12 protein-coding genes are annotated in these 14,172 nt (G+C 73.1%); 6 read left to right on the forward strand and 6 right to left on the reverse strand.

The window, feature by feature from the left end:
• Nucleotides 1-24 precede the first annotated feature (24 nt).
• The 4 genes from tmk to ACOOHC_RS16990 all read left to right on the forward strand — a co-directional run bounded on the left by tmk (nucleotide 25) and on the right by ACOOHC_RS16990 (nucleotide 3,598).
• On the forward strand, nucleotides 25-630 hold the full coding sequence (gene tmk, locus ACOOHC_RS16975) for a dTMP kinase (protein WP_420451577.1): 606 nt from the start codon (nucleotides 25-27) through the stop codon (nucleotides 628-630).
• Nucleotides 627-1,439 carry an SGNH/GDSL hydrolase family protein gene (locus tag ACOOHC_RS16980; protein ID WP_420451578.1) on the forward strand — a complete coding sequence of 271 codons (813 nt, stop codon included), beginning with the start codon at nucleotides 627-629 and terminating at the stop codon, nucleotides 1,437-1,439. The genes tmk and ACOOHC_RS16980 overlap by 4 nt, the downstream gene beginning before the upstream one ends.
• The gene (locus ACOOHC_RS16985; RefSeq protein ID WP_420451579.1) at nucleotides 1,436-2,437 is read left to right on the forward strand and encodes a hypothetical protein; all 1,002 of its coding nucleotides are present in this window, start codon (nucleotides 1,436-1,438) and stop codon (nucleotides 2,435-2,437) included. The genes ACOOHC_RS16980 and ACOOHC_RS16985 overlap by 4 nt, the downstream gene beginning before the upstream one ends.
• Before the next feature lie 99 nt (nucleotides 2,438-2,536).
• Entirely contained in the window at nucleotides 2,537-3,598 is a 1,062-nt protein-coding gene (locus ACOOHC_RS16990) for an ATP-binding protein (protein WP_420451580.1), read from the forward strand.
• Nucleotides 3,599-3,646: 48 nt separating this feature from the next.
• On the opposite strand, the gene ACOOHC_RS16995 is transcribed toward ACOOHC_RS16990, so the two are convergent.
• On the reverse strand, nucleotides 3,647-6,079 hold the full coding sequence (locus tag ACOOHC_RS16995; RefSeq protein ID WP_420451581.1) for a putative bifunctional diguanylate cyclase/phosphodiesterase: 2,433 nt from the start codon (nucleotides 6,077-6,079) through the stop codon (nucleotides 3,647-3,649).
• 3 nt (nucleotides 6,080-6,082) lie between these two features.
• Nucleotides 6,083-7,693: a S8 family serine peptidase gene (locus ACOOHC_RS17000; protein ID WP_420451582.1), complete on the reverse strand. Its 1,611-nt coding sequence runs from the start codon at nucleotides 7,691-7,693 to the stop codon at nucleotides 6,083-6,085.
• A gap of 233 nt (nucleotides 7,694-7,926) precedes the next feature.
• On the opposite strand from ACOOHC_RS17000, the gene map reads away from it, so the two are divergent.
• The gene (map, locus tag ACOOHC_RS17005; protein WP_420451583.1) at nucleotides 7,927-8,910 is read left to right on the forward strand and encodes a type I methionyl aminopeptidase; all 984 of its coding nucleotides are present in this window, start codon (nucleotides 7,927-7,929) and stop codon (nucleotides 8,908-8,910) included.
• A gap of 73 nt (nucleotides 8,911-8,983) precedes the next feature.
• Here the strand turns inward: map and ACOOHC_RS17010 are convergent, their stop codons facing one another.
• Nucleotides 8,984-9,412 carry a c-type cytochrome gene (locus ACOOHC_RS17010; RefSeq protein ID WP_420451584.1) on the reverse strand — a complete coding sequence of 143 codons (429 nt, stop codon included), beginning with the start codon at nucleotides 9,410-9,412 and terminating at the stop codon, nucleotides 8,984-8,986.
• Nucleotides 9,413-9,505: 93 nt separating this feature from the next.
• Complete coding sequence (locus ACOOHC_RS17015) at nucleotides 9,506-11,065, reverse strand: N-6 DNA methylase (protein WP_420451585.1); 1,560 nt, start codon at nucleotides 11,063-11,065, stop codon at nucleotides 9,506-9,508.
• A 46-nt stretch (nucleotides 11,066-11,111) separates the two neighbouring features.
• Between ACOOHC_RS17015 and coaA the strand changes: the two genes are divergently transcribed.
• Entirely contained in the window at nucleotides 11,112-12,068 is a 957-nt protein-coding gene (coaA, locus tag ACOOHC_RS17020) for a type I pantothenate kinase (protein ID WP_420451586.1), read from the forward strand.
• Nucleotides 12,069-12,138: 70 nt separating this feature from the next.
• On the opposite strand, the gene ACOOHC_RS17025 is transcribed toward coaA, so the two are convergent.
• On the reverse strand, nucleotides 12,139-12,396 hold the full coding sequence (locus ACOOHC_RS17025) for a WXG100 family type VII secretion target (protein WP_420451587.1): 258 nt from the start codon (nucleotides 12,394-12,396) through the stop codon (nucleotides 12,139-12,141).
• A gap of 189 nt (nucleotides 12,397-12,585) precedes the next feature.
• Complete coding sequence (locus tag ACOOHC_RS17030; RefSeq protein ID WP_420451588.1) at nucleotides 12,586-14,097, reverse strand: DEAD/DEAH box helicase; 1,512 nt, start codon at nucleotides 14,095-14,097, stop codon at nucleotides 12,586-12,588.
• Nucleotides 14,098-14,172: the final 75 nt, after the last annotated feature.

Below are 14,172 nucleotides of genomic sequence, written 5' to 3' on the forward strand. Positions count from 1 at the left end.
CGGCCGTTGGTACCGTCGGCCGCTGTGGTCGGTCGCTACGTCGCGTTCGAAGGCGCCGAAGGGTGCGGGAAGTCGACCCAGGCGGCGCGCTGCGCGGACGCCACCGGGGCGCTGCTGACCCGCGAGACCGGGGGGACGCCGGTCGGCGAGCGGCTGCGCGCCATCCTCCACGACACGACGATGCGCGACATGACGCCGCGCACCGAGGCGTTGATGGCCGCGGCCGATCGCGCCCAGCACGTGGAGCGGGTGGTGCGCCCCGCGCTCGACAGCGGGCGCTCGGTGGTCAGCGACCGCTCGGTCTACTCGACGCTCGCCTACCAGGGACACGGACGTGGGCTCGACCTGCGCGAGATCCACGACCTCAACGAGTGGGCGACCGGCGGCCTGTGGCCCGACGTGGTCGTGTTCCTCGACACCCCCGACGACGTCATCGCCGACCGGATGTCGCGACGCGACCTCGACCGGTTCGAGTCGGCCGGCCCCGCGTTCCACGAACGGGTGATCGACGGGTTCCGGTCGATGGCCGCCGCCGACCCCGACCGGTGGATCACCATCGCCGCCGTCGGCCCCGTCGACGACGTCGCCGAGAAGGTGCGCGCCGCGCTGGACGGACGCACCCGACCGTGACCGTGCAGCACCGCCGCGGGCGACGTCGGCGCCCGCCCGCGCAGGTCGGCGGATCCGGACCCGGGCGTCCACGCCTCGGCGGCCGAGCGCGCGCCGTCCGACGCCGTGCGGTCGCCCCGCTCGTCGCGCTCGTCGTCCTCGCGGCGGCGACCACCGGCGGCGGGCCCACGGTGGCCGCCGACCACCACCACCTGATCGACGATCCCGCGACGTGCTGCGCCGTCGCGGTGCGCACCTCGTCGGGCGAGCGCTCGCTCGACGCCGTCGCGATCATCGGCGACAGCCTGACCGTCGGCGTCACCTCACCGGCGTTCGTCGCCGAGACGCTGCAGTCCCGGCTGCTCGCGCAGGGCCGACCCGTCACCCTGGTGAGCGCCCGGGTCGGTCGCCCGCTGCGCGAGGGGATCGAGGTCGTCGAGGCCCGTCGGGCCGAGGTGGGGGCGGCCGACGTGGTGCTGGTCGCGCTCGGGACGAACGACCTCTGGGGTTCCGTGGCCAGCAGCGACGAGCGCGCCGCGGCCGCGATCGCGGAACTGCGTGACGCCGTGCGGGCCGTCGATCCCACGACGGTCGTCGTCTGGGTCGACGTCGCCGCGATGCCGGTCCCCGGCCGGGCCGCCACGTTCAACCGAGCGCTGGCGACGACCGCGGCGCTCGACGACCGCTTCGAGGTGTGCCGGTGGAGCGAGGGGGCGCTCGCACGACCGGCGACGTTCGCGAGCGATGGGATCCACCTGACCGGCGAGGGCTACCGTCACCGGCGCGACGTCATGCTCGACTGCCTGCGCGACGACCAGGAGATCCGATGACACCCGACACCACCAGCACCGGACGAGCCGACGGTGACGCCCTGCCCGGCGAGCCCGGACGGTGGACGAGGCGGCGCCTGCTCGTCGCGGGGGGAGTCGTCGCCGGCTCCGCGATCGCCGCAGGGGCGTCGCCCGGCCCCGTCGTCGCCGCGCCGACCGGTCCGATCGTCGACCCGGTCCCGGTGCGGCCGCTCGCTCGTGCGACGCGGGTGAGCCCGCCGCCGGCGCCGGGCGGGTACGACCCCGACGTCCGCTACGTCGGCATCTACGGCTTCCCGGGGACTCCCGTCCTCGGAGCGCTCGGGGAGCAGCCCGTCGAGCTGGCCGTCGAGCGCGCCCGTGCCGTGGCCGCTCCCTACGACGCCTTCGATCGGCCCGCCGTGGCGACCTTCGAGATCCTCGCCTCGGTCGCTGCGGCCGACGCCGGCGCCGACGGCGACTACTCCAACGAGTTCGACCCGTCGACCTTCGACCCGTGGGTGCGCGCCGCGGCGGCGAACGACATGGCGGTGATCTTCGACCTGCAGAGCGGCCGCTCGCGCTTCCCCGACCAGGCCCGCCGGTACGAGGACCTGTGGCTGCACCCGCACACCCACCTGGCGCTCGACCCCGAGTGGCGCGTCGACTCGGGCGCACCCGGCGGAGGGCGGGTCGGCACGGTCGACGCGGTCGAGGTCAACGAGACGATCGCCTACCTCGACGCGCTCGTCACCGAGCGCGGCCTGCCGCCGAAGATGCTCGTGCTGCACCAGTTCCGGGCGTCGATGGTGACGAACAAGGCCGCGATCCGCCAGACGGCCAACGTGCGCGTCGTGATGCACATGGACGGTTTCGGCTCGCTCTCGCTCAAGCGGCGTTCGTACGACGTGATGGTCGCCGACCTCCCGCCGGGAGCGGTGACCGGATGGAAGAACTTCTTCGACGAGGACCAGCCGACCCCCACCCCCGCCGAGACGGTCGCCGACGACCCGTCGCCGATCCTGGTGACCTACCAGTGATCGCGGACCGATCGGCCGGCGGCGACGGGTGGCGCGACCGGTGATCCCCGCACGCGTGACGGGCCGCCCCTCGCGGGTGCCCCGGCGGAGCGTCGTGCGGTGAGCTCGGTCTGGGACGACGTCGTGGGCCAGAAGCCGGCGGTCGAGCGCCTCGAGGCGGCGGCGGTGGGCGGTCCCGTCCACGCCTACCTGTTCGTCGGCCCGCCCGGGTGCACCAAGGTGGAGGCGGCGCGCGCGTTCGCCGCGCGCGTGCTCGGGGGCGGCGACGACCCGGACCAGCGCGACGCTCGCCTCGCGCTGCGCGGCGAGCACCCCGACGTGCGCGAGGTCCGCCGCGTCGGTCCGTCGATCTCCGCCGAGCAGGCGCGCGAGATCGTCCGCGTGTCGTCGCTGGCGCCGACCGAGGGCCCGCGCAAGGTCCTCGTCCTCGACGAGTTCCACCTCCTGCGACCGGAGGGAGCAGCGCTGCTGCTCAAGACGATCGAGGAACCGCCGGAGTCGACGATGTTCGTGATCTGCGCCGACTTCGTGCCCCACGAGCTGGTGACGATCTCGTCGCGATGCGCACGGATCGACTTCCGCCCGATCGCCGAGGGCGTCGTCGCGGCGCGCCTGCTCACCGAAGGCGTCGGTCCGCTCGAGGCGCAGGCCGCCGCGCGCGCCGCGATGGGGGACCTCGACCGAGCTCGCCTGCTCGCGTCGGACCCCGAGCTGGCCGAGCGCCGACGCGGCTTCGTGGAGGCGGCACGTCGCCTCGACGGATCGGGGGCGGTCGCGATGGCGGTGGCGGCCGAGCTCCTCGAGTCGATCGACCGGGCGGCCGAGCCCCTGTCCGCCCGTCACGCCTCCGAGGTCGCCGAGCTCGACGCCCGGATCGCGGAGCTCGGCGAACGTGGGAGCGGCAAGAAGCAGCTCGAGGACCGGCACCGGCGCGAGCTGCGTCGGCACCGGACCGACGAGCTGCGCGCCGGTCTCGCGACGATGTCCGCGACCTACCGCGACTCGATGACCTCGGGGGCGGCCGTCGACGTCGACGGGTGCGCGCGGGCCGTGCACCGGATCCACGGCGCGCTGGAGTCGCTCGAGCGCAACCCCAACGAGCGACTGCTGATGGAATCGCTGATGTGGTCGCTGCCGGACACGACCGGCGTCACGGCCTGACGTCTCCGAGCGCTGGTCGGGGTGAGATCTCGACGTGTCGATCGGCGGTCAGGCCCCGCTGACGGGAGCCGTGGGCGCGTCGGCGACCGCGGTCGCGCGGATCGACCGGTGGGTGGACTCGAGCCAGGCCGCGAAGCCGTCGGGGTGCATCGGGCGCGCGATCCCGTACCCCTGGCCCAGGTCGCACCCCAGCTCACGGAGCCGCTCGGCGGTGGAGACGTCCTCGATCCCCTCGGCGACGACCTCCATCCCCAGGTGGTGCCCGAGGTCGATGGTCGAGCGCACGATGACCTCGTCCTGATGGTCGACGAGCAGGGTGCTGACGAAGCTGCGGTCGACCTTGAGCTCGTGCGCGGGGAGGCGCCGCAGGTAGCTGAGCGATGAGTAGCCGGTGCCGAAGTCGTCGAGCGACAGCTTCACGCCGAGCTCGCCGAGCTGCTCGACGGTCGCCATCGTGCGTGGCGTGTCGACGAGGAGCGACGACTCGGTGACCTCGAGCGTGAGCCGATCGGCGGGGAGGTCCGCGTCGGCCAGGTGACCGGCCACGCGCAACGCGAGCCGGTCGTCGACCAGGTCGAGCGCCGAGAGGTTCACCGCCACCCCGAGGTCGTGCCCCGCACGCCGCCAGGCGGCCGCCGTGCGCAGCGACATGCGCAGGACCTGGTCGGTGAGCTGGCGGATCAGGCCGCTCTCCTCGGCCACGAGGATGAAGTCGGGCGGGCTGATCCACCCCCGGGTCGGGTGGTCCCACCGCACGAGCGCCTCGGCGCCGACCACCATCCCGCTGGCGATGTCGACCTTGGGCTGGAAGTGCACCTCGAGGGCCTCGCTGTCGAGGGCGTCGCGGAGCTCGCCGAGCAGCTCGAGTCGCTCGGGGGTCCGACGGTCCATCTCCCAGCGGTAGGTCTCGTAGCCGACGTGGGTTCGCTTGGCGGCGTACATCGCGATGTCGGCCCGACGCAGGAGCTGCTCGCTGCGTAGGTCGTGCGCCGAGGCGAACGACACCCCGGCGCTCACCGCGACGACGACGTCGTAGTGCTCGATGTGCAGCGCCTGGTGCGATCGCGAGACGATCCCCTCGACGAGGACGCGCACGTCGCGCTCGCTCTCGCGTCCGACGTAGATCGCGAACTCGTCGCCGCCGAAGCGCGCGAGGACGTCGTCGGGTCCCAGCAGCTGGCGCACGCGCCGCGCGAACTCGACGAGCACCTCGTCGCCGACGTGGTGGCCGAAGGTGTCGTTGATCTCCTTGAACCGGTCGAGGTCGAGGATCACGACGGCGCGCGCCGCACGTCCCTCGTCGGCCAGGTCGGCGTCGACGCGCGCGTCGAAGCCGCGGCGGTTCAGCTCCCCGGTGAGGGGATCGTGGAGCGCGGCGTGCTCGAGGTCGGCGTGCAGCATGGCGTTGCGCAGGGTGGTGGCCAGCCGATCGGCGAGCAGCTCGGCCCGATGGCGGTCGTCGGCGTCGAAGCGGTCCAACGGCGGCCGACGATCGTGGAGGCGCAACTCGCCCAGCTCGCCCACGACGTCGCGGATCGGGATGTGCATCGCGCGCATCCCGTCGTCGTCACCGTCCCGCACCCGGCGCCCGTGGTGGGCCTCGGCGATGACCGCGCCCGTCTCGTCGACGACGACGAGCGAACCGCTCATCGCGCGCAGCTCGCTCGACGTGGAGGCGAGCGCGTTCGTGACGATCTCGTCGACGAGCAGCGACCGTCCGATCGAACGGGTGAAGTCGTGGATCGCGCGCAGGTCGCGGTGTCGTTGGGAGAGCCGACCGTAGAGCATCAGCAGCATCCAGATGGCCGCCACCGCCGCGATGCCGAGCGGCAGCAGCCGGACGTCGAGCATCGAGGGCGTGACCGAGAGGGCGGCGACGATCGTGACGATCGGACCGCTGACGAGGGTGGTGCGCGACTCCTCGGCGAGCGTCTCGACGAACCCGTGGCCGAAGCAGGCGATCGCGGCGGACACCACGACGGCCCCCACCACGACGGTCGCCAGCGTCGCGACCAGGATCCCGATGACGAGACGGATCTCGTCGGCATCGCGGGTGTCGACGATCCACCCGAGCAGGGCGTAGGCGACGGCCAGCTCCGCCGCGAACAGAGCGCCGTTGAAGGCCTGCTTGTACGCGGTCGGACGCTCGGTCCAGCCGATGACGGCGAGGCTTGCGACGACGCGGGCCGCGATCGCGGCGATCGGCCCGAGGAAGGCGAGCGCGAAGGCGGTCGGGACCTCCGAGATCGAGAAGGTCATCGCGTTGTCGCGCTGCTCGATGTGGAAGACGTAGCGCTCGGTGGCGGCGTAGCCACCGCCGACGAGCACGGCCATCCACCACGAGCCGTCGAGCGGAGGACCGCGGTGCGGAGACCAGACGACGAGAGCGACGGTGAGGGCGACGAGCGCGACCGTGAGGGCGCCGACGCGTGAGACACCGTGGCCGGCGAGGTCGGCCGATGTTGTCTCCTCAGAGGTCACAAATCACTCCCAGTGAGCACCCGACCACCGTACACCCGACCAGCGCACACCGGACCAGTCCTCGTCGGACCAGCGCACGCCGCCCCAGTCCTGGTCGGACCAACGGACGCCCGACCAGCGCACTCCCGCCCAGTCGGCGTCCGACCAGCGCACACCCGACCAGCGCACACCGGACCAGCGCACACCGGACCAGCGCACACCGGCCCACTCCGCGTCCGACCAGCGCACACCCGACCAGCGGACGCCGTCCCACCGGGCGTCCGACCACCGGACGCCGGTCGTGGGATCGGGACGGGAGTCGGCGGCGTCGCCGGGCTCGAGGCCGACTCGGGCCTCGTCGAAGGTCGCGGTCCCCGCAGCCGGCTCCCACATCTGGGCGCCGTCGGGGGCGGGGAGGTCGACGACGCGGTCGAGAGCGATCATCCCGGCGCCGGTCTTCGAGCGGTCCTTCGGGGTCATCGCCGTGGCGTCGGTGGCCAGCAGCGCCTTGATCTGGTCCGGGCCGAGCTCGGGACGAGCCTGGCGCAGCAGCGCCGCGGCACCCGACACGACCGCGGCCGCCTGCGACGACCCGGTCCCCTTGAACCTCTGGTCGTCGACGTAGCCGGCGGGGTTGCCCAGGTCGACCTCCGAGCCCGGCACCCGCAGGCTCTCGATGCTCACGCCGGGGGCGGCGACGTCGGGGTCGCGCACGCCGTCGCCGACGGTGCCCCACGACGGGGCGTGGAAGGTCCCGTTCCGCTTCTGCTCGGCGGCCACGACCCCGATCACGAACGGGTCGTTCGCCGGGCTGGACAGCCCGTGCGTCCCACGGCCGTCGTTGCCGCCGGCCACGATGACCACGATCCCGGCCGCCCACGCCTCCTCGAGCGCGTGGGTCAACGGGTCGACGCGGTAGTCGAGCGGCGAACCGCTGTCGTAGGAGAGGTTGAGGACGCCGATGTCGAGCGCGTCGGCGTTGTCGACGACCCAGTGGACGCCGGCGACGACCTGGGCGATGTCGACCGCACCGGTGCGATCGCCGACCTTGACCGAGACCAGCCCGGCGTCGGGGGCCACGCCGAGGAACCACTCGGGGTGGTCGCCGGACGCGGACGCCCGTGCGCCCGGAGCCCGGCCGGCGATGATCCCCGCCATGTGGGTTCCGTGCCCGTGGGTGTCGAGCAGCGCCCGCTCGGGGTCGCCGGACTCGTCGGAGAAGTCGATCGCCGCGATGACCTTGTCCTCGGCGGCGAGGGCCGGGACCGGAGCGATCCCGGTGTCGATCACCGCGACGTTCACCCCGGCGCCGGTGATGCCCCGGTCCCACAGCGCACGGGCGCCGATCTGGTCGACCACGCGGCGCATCGAACCCGCTGCGACCTCGGGCGCGACCGCCTTCTTCGGGGCGGCGACGGCCTTCGCTGGAGCGGGGGCGGCGCCGGGGACGACGACCTGCTCGACGTGGGCCGGGTCCGCCTTCTTCGCGTCCACCGGCATCGCCAGGGCACCGACCCCGACCGTCGACGCGAGGACGCAGGCCGCGATGCGCCGGCCGCCGAGTCGGGTGCCGGGAGCACGCGACTCGCCACCGAGGCGGGAGATCAGGTTCGTGGCGGCGGGCAGTCGTGTCATCGGGGAGGTCCTTTCGTCGTTCGCACCGATGACATCGTTCGCAACCGGGCGCAGCGAGACCTCCCGACGGTCATCTTGAGGAACACTTGACGCTCCTGGACGATCCGGGCGGGCCCGATCGGGTACCCGGCCCGGCTCCACGCGATCGTGACCCGGGCCAGGCCGCCCGCCCCCGCCCCTCCGGACCCGGCCCGGCCCCCGCGGTCGTCGTCGAGGTCCGTATCCTGGGTGCCATGAGCACGACCACCGCACCCGCGACCCTGCCCCAGGCGAACGATCCGTGCTGGTGCGGGAGCGGGCGCAAGTACAAGCGCTGCCACAAGCGCTCGGAGGGTCGCGTCCTGCCCGGTGAGGTCACGCCGATGCGCGCGGTCCCCGGCCACATCGCACGCCCGCCGTACGCCGACACCGGTGAGTACGAGCCGTGGGACGAGGGGCGGGTCAAGAGCCCCGAGATCATCGACGCGATGCGCCGCAGCGGACGTGTCGCCTCCACCGTCCTGCGCGAGGCCGGTGAGCTGGTCGCGCCCGGAGTGACCACCGAGGAGATCGACGTCTACGTCCACGAGCGGTTCGTCGAGCTCGGCGCGTACCCCTCCACGATCAACTACCACGGGTACCCCAAGGCGTGCTGCACCTCGGTCAACGAGGTGATCTGCCACGGGATCCCCGACTCGCGCCCGCTCCAGGACGGCGACATCTGCAACATCGACGTGACCGGGTGGATCGGCGGGGTGCACGGCGACACCAACGCCACCTTCCTCGTCGGCGACGTCGACCCGGAGAGCCGGCGCCTCGTCGAGGTCACCGAGGAGTGCACGTGGCTCGGGATCGCGGCCGCTCGCGCCGGCCGGCCGTTGTCCGACATCGGGCGGGCGATCGAGGACCACGCGAAGCAGCACCGCTACGGGGTCGTCAAGGCGTTCGTCGGACACGGGATCGGCGAGCAGTTCCACACCGACGTCCAGGTCCTGCACTACTACGACCGTCGCCAGGACGGGATCGTGATGCGCGAGGGGATGACCTTCACCGTCGAGCCGATGATCACGCTGGGCTCGATCAACTACCGGATCTGGGACGACGACTGGACGGCGGTCACCTCCGACGGCAAGCGCACGGCCCAGTTCGAGCACACGATCCTCGTCACGGACGGCGAGGCCGAGGTGCTGACCGGAGGCGACGGCGCGGTCAGCCCGACCGCGCCCTGGACGCGCTGATCGGTCGATCCCCCGGCGACCCGGCGCCCGAGGCCCGGCTCACGACGGCGCCGTGGGGCCGCGCCCGGCCGGCTCACTCGTCCGTCGGTGCGGACAGCTCCTCGATGTAGGTGACGACGTCGGCCGCCTGCTCGGGGGTCAGCTGGTTCTCGGGCATCCGGATCGTGTAGCCCTCGACCTCCTCGACCCCCGGCTCGAGGATCGACCGCAGCAGGTAGTCGCGATCCGCCGTGACCGTCGTCCCGTCGCTCAGCTGCACCTCGCTCCCTGCGAGATCGACCCACGGAGGCCCGACGCCGCCCTGACCGCTCACCCCGTGGCACGAGGAGCAGGCGTTGTCGAGCGCCGTCTGCCTCCCCCGCTCGGCCTGCTCGGACAACCCGCTCGACGACCCCCCGCACGCCGTGACGGCGACGGCGAGCAACCCGGCCGCCAGCGCCCGCCGGGGTCCGGGGCGCGAGCGGCGGGTCGCGGGGAGCGAGGAGAGCGGTCGGCGGTCCATGGCGGTGCCAGTGTCGCATCGACGAGCCCGCTCTCCCCCGCGACGAGGCCCAGGTCACGCCGGCGGTCCACGGTCAGGTCGTGCCCGGCGTCGTCAGGCGGGTGGGGCGGTGCCGTCCGAGCTCGGGGCCCGGCTCTCGATCCGCTCGAGGTGGCGCGCCCACCACACCGTCGCCGCGGCGCTCTGCGACACCGCCACGCCGTAGGCGCGCTCGACGGCCTCACCGCACGCTGCGACATCGCCTCGGCGCAGCGCGTCGACGGCGTCGTCGAGCGGTCCCTCCGGCCACGGGAGGTCCGCGAGCAGCGTCGGACCGAGGCGGATCGTCGTCGACGACAGCCCGGTGCCGGCGCGGCGGTGCCACGCCCACACCGAGGCGGAGGGCGACGTCAGGACGGCCGCGACCTCCCACCCCGTCGCGACGTCGTCGGGGTACGCCGCGATCACCGGGACGGCCGGCAGCCACCTCCCCTCCTCGTCGAGCACCGCCTCGATGACCGAGGTCTGGTTCGCGACGAGGACCTTCGGCACCAGGCGGCGCTCGGCCCACGCCCGCATCGCGGGATCGAGCGCCTCCAGGTCGAGGCGCGGCGCGGCGAACCGCCGCTTCGCGAACCGCACCGGCCGCTCACCCCACCGCGAGCGGCCGGGGTCGATCGTCCCGCTCGTCACCAGGCGCGGTCCGTCGAGGTGGTCGCCGACGGCGGGGATCATGCCGTAGTACTCATCGCGGAAGTTCGAGTTCAGCCGGGCTCGATCGCCGAGTCGTCCGCGACGCGAGACGCGGTCGAGCACCGACGCGACGGGAGGGATCCCGGCGCGCTCGGTCACGACGTGCGACCAGTCGCCACGGCGGACCGCTCCCGTCCGCGACACCGGACCGCCGCCGGGGGACTCGTCGCGCGCACCGTCGTCGAACGACGCGAGGAGCGGGTCGGCGGCCGGGTCGACGCTGCGGTCGGCCGTGGATTCGCAGCGTGCGCCCGAGGGCGCCGCGCCCGCACCCGCGAACTCGAAGGCGAGCGCGCACGTGACGACGCGGGCGTCGGCGAAGTCGAGCTCCCCGGTCCACGTCGACCACAGCATCGTCGCCCGCTCGTCGATCCGCCGCCGGATCCCCGCGGCGTCGCGGGCGCACAGCAGCGACTGCGGCAGGACGAGCGCGAGGCGGCCGCCGTCGGGATCGACGAGCTCGGCGCCGAGCGCGAGGAACTCGGCGGCGGCGTTCATGTACGGCCCGCCTCCGTGGCGACTCGAGCCAGCGCGCGTCGTCTCGGCCGACATCTGGGACAGGAACGGGGGGTTGCCGATCACCAGGTCGAACTCCCCGGCCCGGCGGGACAGGTGCTCGGAGCCGAGAGCGTCGGCGCGCACCACCTCGATGTCGGTGGCGGCGGCCAGCGAGGTGACCGTCGCGGCGTCGACGTCGACGCCGTGCAGCGACGCGTCGACGCCGTGGCGACGCAGCGCCGCGCGCACCGCGAGGAGGAACCGGCCGTCCCCGCAGGCGGGATCGAGGACGCGCACCGCACGGCCGCCGCGCGACCGCCGTGCGAAGTCCACGTCGACCACGGCGTCCACGACGCGCTCGACGATCGACGGCGGGGTGTACCAGGCGCCCCGACGCCTGCGCTCGGTGTCGGGGGCGGCCACGACGCGGAAGGCTATTGCCGGCCGGTCGGCGTCTACGCTGCGCAGCGTGCCCGAGAGCCCCCCGCCGTCTCCGCACGTCCTGGCCGGCGAGTCCCGCCTGCTGACCTTCGACCGCGAAGACTGGGCGGACCTGCGCGCGGCCACGCCGCTGACCCTGCGCGAGCCCGAGCTCGACCAGTTGCGCGGCATCAACGAGCGGATCGACCTCGAGGAGGTCGCGGCCATCTACCTGCCGCTGAGCCGGTTGCTCAACCTCTACGTGATCGCGACCCAGAACCTGCAGAAGGTGTCGGCCACCTTCCTCGGGGCGTCGGCGCCGAAGGTCCCCTACGTGATCGGGGTCGCCGGGTCGGTGGCCGTGGGCAAGAGCACGTTGGCGCGCATCCTGCAGACCCTGCTCGGCCGCTGGCCCGATCACCCGAAGGTCGACCTGGTGACCACCGACGGGTTCCTGCACCCCAACGCCGTCCTCGCCGAGCGCGGGATCATGGACCGCAAGGGCTTCCCCGAGAGCTACGACACGCGCAACCTGCTGCGCGTCCTGCGCCAGATCAAGAGCGGCTACGAGCGCGTCGAGGCGCCGGTGTACAGCCACGTCGTGTACGACATCGTCGACGACGAGCGGGTCGTGCTCGAGCAGCCCGACATCGTCATCCTCGAGGGTCTGAACGTGCTGCAGACCGGCGAGTCGCGCACCGAGTTCGTCAGCGACTACTTCGACTTCTCCATCTACCTCGACGCCGCGGAGTCCGACATCGAGCGCTGGTACGTCGAGCGGTTCCTGGCGCTGCGGGAGTCGGTGTTCCAGGATCCCGACAGCTTCTTCCGCAACTACGCCGAGCTGACCGACGACCAGGCCGTCGACACGGCCCGCTCGATCTGGGCCGAGATCAACGGCCGCAACCTGCGCGAGAACATCGCACCGACGCGCGAGCGCGCCTCGCTGATCCTGCGCAAGCGCAAGGACCACCGCGTCGATCGCGTCCAGCTCCGCCGACTCTGACCCGCCGGGGAGCACCCCCGGCCCGGCACCGCGTTCCGACACCGGGTGGCGGGCCGTTCGGCCCGCCACGTCACAGGACCTGGCGCACCGCCTCGGCTCGGTTCCGGCAATCCGACCCCGCGTTCTCGAACGCCGCGTTCAGCCGCCCGAGCGCACCCTTGAACGAGGTGTCCCACTCGGCCTTGAACGCGTCCTTCGCGGGACCCGTCCACACGATCGAGTTGAGCGGGCCGTCGACGTTGCGGATCACGTCCTCCACGACCGTGATCTGGTTCTGGAGCGTGACTCCGAGCGCGGCCAGCTCGTCGGGGTTCGCGGCGTGGGTCATGGTGGGCCTCCGTGGCTTCGTGAGGTGCGGGCGACGCGTGGTGGCGCGTCGTGGTGGGACCGGTGTGGTCGAGCGCGCCCCGCCACGACGAGGGTCGTGATCGGAGCGCCACCCACCCAGTGGGTGACCGCGACGACGGAGGGGAAGCGGATCCGCGGTCGACCGATCCGGTCTCGACCGGATCGGTCCTCAGCGCACCGTGACGTGGTGCGCCTCGGCGCCCTTCTTGCCCTGGCCCACCGTGTACGAGACCTGGGCACCTTCGTCGAGGGTCTTGAACCCCTCCGACGCGATGTTCGAGAAGTGCACGAACAGGTCGTCGCCGCCCCCGTCGGGGACGATGAACCCGTAGCCGCGCGAGGTGTTGAAGAACTTCACGGTGCCGATCGAGTGCCCGCTCGGGACCGGGCCGGGGGAGGCGGCGGCGTCGGCGTCGTCGTCGGAGACCGGTGCGTCCGTCGGCGCCGAGCGCGGGCGAGTCGCCGGGGCGTCGCCGACGGTCGCATCGGACCCCGCCTCGGCGTCGACGAGCAGCATCGTCGCCTCGAGGTCGTCGAGGTCGGGCGCCGTCACGTCGACGTCGATGCCGACGTCGCGCTGCAGCTTGCGCACGTCCTTGCCGGACCCGACCTCGACCAGCGAGACGACGATGCCCGACGCCCCCGCCCGGGCGGTGCGGCCGGAGCGGTGGTGGTAGGTCGCTCCGTCGGCCGGCGGGTCGTAGTGGATGACCGCCGAGACCCCGTCGACGTGGATGCCGCGGGCGGCGACGTCGGTCGCGATCAGCGCCGAGGCCGTGCCCCGCTTGAACGCGTCGAGGGCCCGGTCGCGCTGGTTCTGGCTCCGGCCGCCGTGGATCGGCTGCGCGCTCACGCCGAGCTTGCCGAGCCGCTTGGCCAGTCGGTCCGCGCCGTGGCGGGTGCGGGTGAACACGATCGTCGCGCCGCAGCGCTCGATCACGCCGGCCGCCACGTCGTTGCGCTCGGCCCGGTCCATCTCCCAGAACACGTGGTGGGCGGCGTGGATGTCGGGACCCTTCGGGCCGACCTCGTGACGGGCCGGGTCACGCTGGAAGTCGGACACCAGCTTCGCGACCGGCCCGTCCAGGGTCGCCGAGAACAGCAGCACCTGGCGGTCCCGCGCGGTCTGGGACACGATCCGGCGCACGGCGGGGAGGAACCCCATGTCGGCCATCTGGTCGGCCTCGTCGACGACGACCGTGGTCACGTCTCGCAGGTCGATGGCTCCCATCTGCATCAGGTCCTCGAGGCGGCCGGGGCAGGCGACCACGAGCTCGGTGCCACGATCGAGGGCGCTCTTCTGCTTGCCGTAGCCGACGCCGCCGTAGATCGACGTCGCGCTCGTCTTCATCGCCTTCGTGAACGGGGTGAGCTCGGACATGATCTGCTCGGCCAGCTCGCGCGTCGGAGCGAGCACGAGGGCGACCGGTCGGCGGGGCTTCGCCGACGTCAACCCGGCCACGACCGGGAGGCCGAAGCCCAGCGTCTTGCCGGAACCGGTCGGGGCGCGCCCGGCGATGTCACGCCCGGCGAGGGCGTCGGGGATCACGGCTGCCTGGATCGGGAACGGTGACTCGATGCCCGATCGGTCGAGCTGGTCGACGATCGGGCGGGGGAGGCCGAGCTCGGCGAACGAGACTCCGGTGTCGGGCGCGACGGCGTCGGCGAGGAGGGTGGTCATGGGGGGCTTCCTTCGGTTTCTGCTTCGTGCAGCGCGACGGCCGGAGCAGAGATCCCGAACAGCGCCCACCGATCG

Origin of the sequence: Ilumatobacter sp., from assembly GCF_965215205.1 — a bacterium.
In the GTDB taxonomy this organism is placed as follows: Bacteria; Actinomycetota; Acidimicrobiia; order Acidimicrobiales; family Ilumatobacteraceae; genus Ilumatobacter_A.

Excerpts from the sequence above, each read along its gene's own strand:
- ACOOHC_RS16985 (WP_420451579.1), top strand. The coding sequence starts at position 1,436 with ATGACACCCGACACCACCAGCACCGGACGAGCCGACGGTGACGCCCTG.
- ACOOHC_RS17010 (WP_420451584.1), bottom strand. The coding sequence starts at position 9,412 with ATGGACCGCCGACCGCTCTCCTCGCTCCCCGCGACCCGCCGCTCGCGC.
- ACOOHC_RS17025 (WP_420451587.1), bottom strand. The coding sequence starts at position 12,396 with ATGACCCACGCCGCGAACCCCGACGAGCTGGCCGCGCTCGGAGTCACG.
- map (WP_420451583.1), top strand. The coding sequence starts at position 7,927 with ATGAGCACGACCACCGCACCCGCGACCCTGCCCCAGGCGAACGATCCG.
- ACOOHC_RS17030 (WP_420451588.1), bottom strand. The coding sequence starts at position 14,097 with ATGACCACCCTCCTCGCCGACGCCGTCGCGCCCGACACCGGAGTCTCG.
- ACOOHC_RS17000 (WP_420451582.1), bottom strand. The coding sequence starts at position 7,693 with ATGACACGACTGCCCGCCGCCACGAACCTGATCTCCCGCCTCGGTGGC.